Annotated in this window: 3 protein-coding genes and 1 pseudogene; 1 reads left to right on the top strand and 3 read right to left on the bottom strand. The window is 40.1% G+C overall.

The features are described 5' to 3' along the window. Window positions 1-151 (top strand): annotated as a pseudogene (locus HSISS2_RS11900) (amino acid ABC transporter ATP-binding protein); the annotation flags it as partial. 171 nt (window positions 152-322) lie between these two features. On the opposite strand, the gene HSISS2_RS11895 reads toward HSISS2_RS11900, so the two are convergent. From HSISS2_RS11895 to HSISS2_RS06900, 3 genes are all read right to left on the bottom strand, one after another. Further along, entirely contained in the window at window positions 323-937 is a 615-nt protein-coding gene (locus tag HSISS2_RS11895; protein ID WP_021146049.1) for a choline-binding protein A, read from the bottom strand. Next, window positions 934-1,995: a choline-binding protein A gene (locus HSISS2_RS11890; RefSeq protein WP_021146048.1), complete on the bottom strand. Its 1,062-nt coding sequence runs from the start codon at window positions 1,993-1,995 to the stop codon at window positions 934-936. Before HSISS2_RS11890 ends, HSISS2_RS11895 begins: the two co-directional genes overlap by 4 nt. Window positions 1,996-2,144: 149 nt before the next feature. Then, window positions 2,145-3,059 (bottom strand): site-specific integrase (locus tag HSISS2_RS06900; protein WP_240472009.1); only part of this gene is annotated, 915 nt, incomplete at its 5' end.

The following is a 3,059-nucleotide window of genomic DNA, read 5'->3' as shown; positions in this document are numbered from 1 at the left end:
AGCTAATCATGTTGTCTTTATGGATGGTGGCCATGTCATCGAAGAGGGAAGTCCAAAAGACATTTTTTACAGACCAAAAGAAAAACGTACTCAACAATTTTTGGCACGTATTCTTTCTGATGCTAGTTATGATTTGGAATATATGATTTGATTCATCATTGATAAGTTATAATTAGAGTATATAATTCTTGTATAAATAAAATAGGCTGAGGTTATTTCTCAGCCTATTTTTAGTTTCCTAAATGTAATGTTAGTTTATATGGTACTTAACTCCCACCAAAAAAACCAAGACTTTCGTCTCGGTTTCAGGTTTCATCTCATCTTAAGACACCACATGTCCATCTTTATCGAAGGTATAGAGTTTACCGTCGATGAGGACAGAGCGGTTAGTGTATCTTTCACCTGTTTTAGGGTCCAAATAGTAGGTGTAATTATCAACTGTGACAAAGCGTCCTAAGACTTGTTTACCTTCAGCGTCGAAGTAGAGGACCTTGCCGTCAACTTCTTGGAAGCCGGTCACTTTCTCACCTTTATCATTGTAATAATAGTTGTCGCCCTTATCGTAGACGATACGATTGCGGTAGGCAGGTTCACCCTTGCGGTCAGCAACCACGCCATTGTCATCAGCATTATAAGCTCTGTCCCCGATGACAAAACGTCCTGTTTCAAGGTTTCCGCTATCTCGGAAGTAGTAGTCCTTGCCGTTGATGGTTTGCCAACCTGTCAGAGCAGCCCCGTCGTTACCATAGTAGCGTGTTGGGTAGTATGGGAAGCGTGGAGAACCTTCGTAATTATATGATTTTGAAAAGGCGTTGCGTGTCATGATACCAGTCAATTGGTCAAATTGGTATGTCTTACCGTTGATTGTAACCTCTGTGCCTTTGGCTTGGTGGCCATCGTCATAGAAATAGTAACTAACGCCATCAAAGGCCTTCAAGCCAGTGACCTTTTGGCTATTTTCATAGAGATAACTTGTGCCGCTAGGATCTGTCTGCAATTGGTCAAAGTGGATGGCTTTTCTTTTGTCTCGTCAATACCCTTGGCATCAAAATTAAAGGTTACACCACGATAGGTAAGGGCTTTGTTAGTTGTTGCAATGGCAACGTTTGTGGTCACTTTTTGGCCATTTGGTGCTGTGAAGGTCATAGGTGTTGAGTCGAAATGGTAGAGGTGTCCATTAAGAATATCCCATTCATCAAAAGTTGACCATTGTGATTGGCGGACGTTACTATATTTAGATCCAATAATCTTACCATCATATTGATAAGGACCTTCTTTGATTTTACCATCAGCATCTGTGATATAGACGCCTTTAAGTTCATAATCATTTTCACCAGTACGCTTGAACTCAGGATAGAGACCGTTTGTCAAGAGTTTGCCATCTGGGCTAAAGAGTTGAGAGTTGATAACTCCTGTGTAGAGATTTCCTTTAGGCGTGTCGTCATCAGAATAGTCGCTACCATAATAACGGTTGCCATCAACTTCAAACCAGCCTGTCTTGAAGGCACCATCATTGCCAGCGTAGTAGATGTTTTCAGAGAAGTCACCGTAACGACCAGTAGATTTATCATGGTAGAAGGCATTACGAAGGACAGCACCAGTGTCTTTGTTGGCAAAGTAGTGGTTATCACCTAGGTTGAAAATCTTTCCTCGAACTTGTTGGCCCTTATCGTTAAAGTAGTAGAGGTCCTTGTTAATGGTTTGGAAACCAGTGACCTTTTTACCGTTAGCATCGTAGTAGTACCATTCTTGATCGGTACCTTTAACAAATTGGTTTCGATTTGTGGTTTGGTCAGCTTTAGTCGTTGCCACACCATTATTGTCAAAATTATAGACCGTACCGTTTAAGGTGAGTGAACGATTAACCCACTTTTGACCTGTATTTGGGTCGAAGTAGTAGGTTTTACCGTCAACAGTAACCAGTTGTCCCTTGGCTTGGACGCCATACTCGTAGAAATATAGGTTCTGTCCGTTAATGGTTTGGAAACCAGACACGGCTTTACCATCAGCTCCGAAATAGTACCAAGCATCGTCTCTATTAACGAATTGGTTAGTTACTGGATTTCCATTATCCTTACCAACATTTAAAGTGCCTTAACTACGCTATTTAAAGGCATTCAGTCCACTTTCTGTCCACATTCGTTTTATTTTTCATCATTTCGAGATTTCTGCTCACTCAATTGGTGAGCATATACTGTGAGTGTGATGTTTAAATTTTCGTGACCTAAAACTTGAGATATAGATATTAGATCGATATCGTGGGCGATTAGATAGCTTGCGTAAGTGTGTCTTAACGAATGGACACGTACCTCACGACCAACTATCCTGCGCAGTGTTTTATTAGCTGTGTTATTCGATATATTTGGAAGCAATCTACCATCGGCATGCTTCGGTAGGCGTTTAATAAAGTTCAAGGAATCATTATCAAGTGGTATCTCTCTGATACTGCTTTTTGTTTTAGTTTCCATAAACCCACTATTATTTGTGTAGTTCCACGCTTTATTGACCGACAGCGTGCCAGTTTCATAGTCGATATCTTCCACGGTCACACCTAGGCACTCACTGAAGCGCATTCCAGTTTTAGCGATTAGATACAAGGCTGCATGGGGCGCATATTCTGGATGTTTGCTAGTCTCATAAATTAAATGCTCGTATTCTTCAACTTCTAGGAATTTCGTTTCAATATCCCGACCTTTATTTTTTGCATTGATTTTTGCGAACTTACAAAAGTTACGTTTGATGTATCCCTCATGAACGGCCATTTCAACGCAAGACTTAATATGTATGTTAAAACGGTCAACAGTATTCTGTGAGTGTGTTTCGGAATAGCTATTTAGTATCTGTTGATATGTCGTTGAAGTAATGTCTTTCAGTTTCTTATCGCTTAGAAACTGCTCTATTTTGTGTTGCGTGTGAATATATGCCTTATAAGTTATATCTGAGACATTCGGACGCTTGTAGACCTCGCACCATTGCTTGAAATAGTTTAAAAAAGTGATATCTTCATCAACATTGATATTATCTTGTAATTTCAGTTCCATCTCAGCAGCGGCTTTGAT

Source organism: Streptococcus sp. HSISS2, assembly GCF_000448665.1.
In the GTDB taxonomy this organism is placed as follows: Bacteria; Bacillota; Bacilli; order Lactobacillales; family Streptococcaceae; genus Streptococcus; species Streptococcus raffinosi.
Note: the sequence above shows the minus strand (reverse complement) of the source record. Positions and strands in the feature narration are given on the sequence as shown.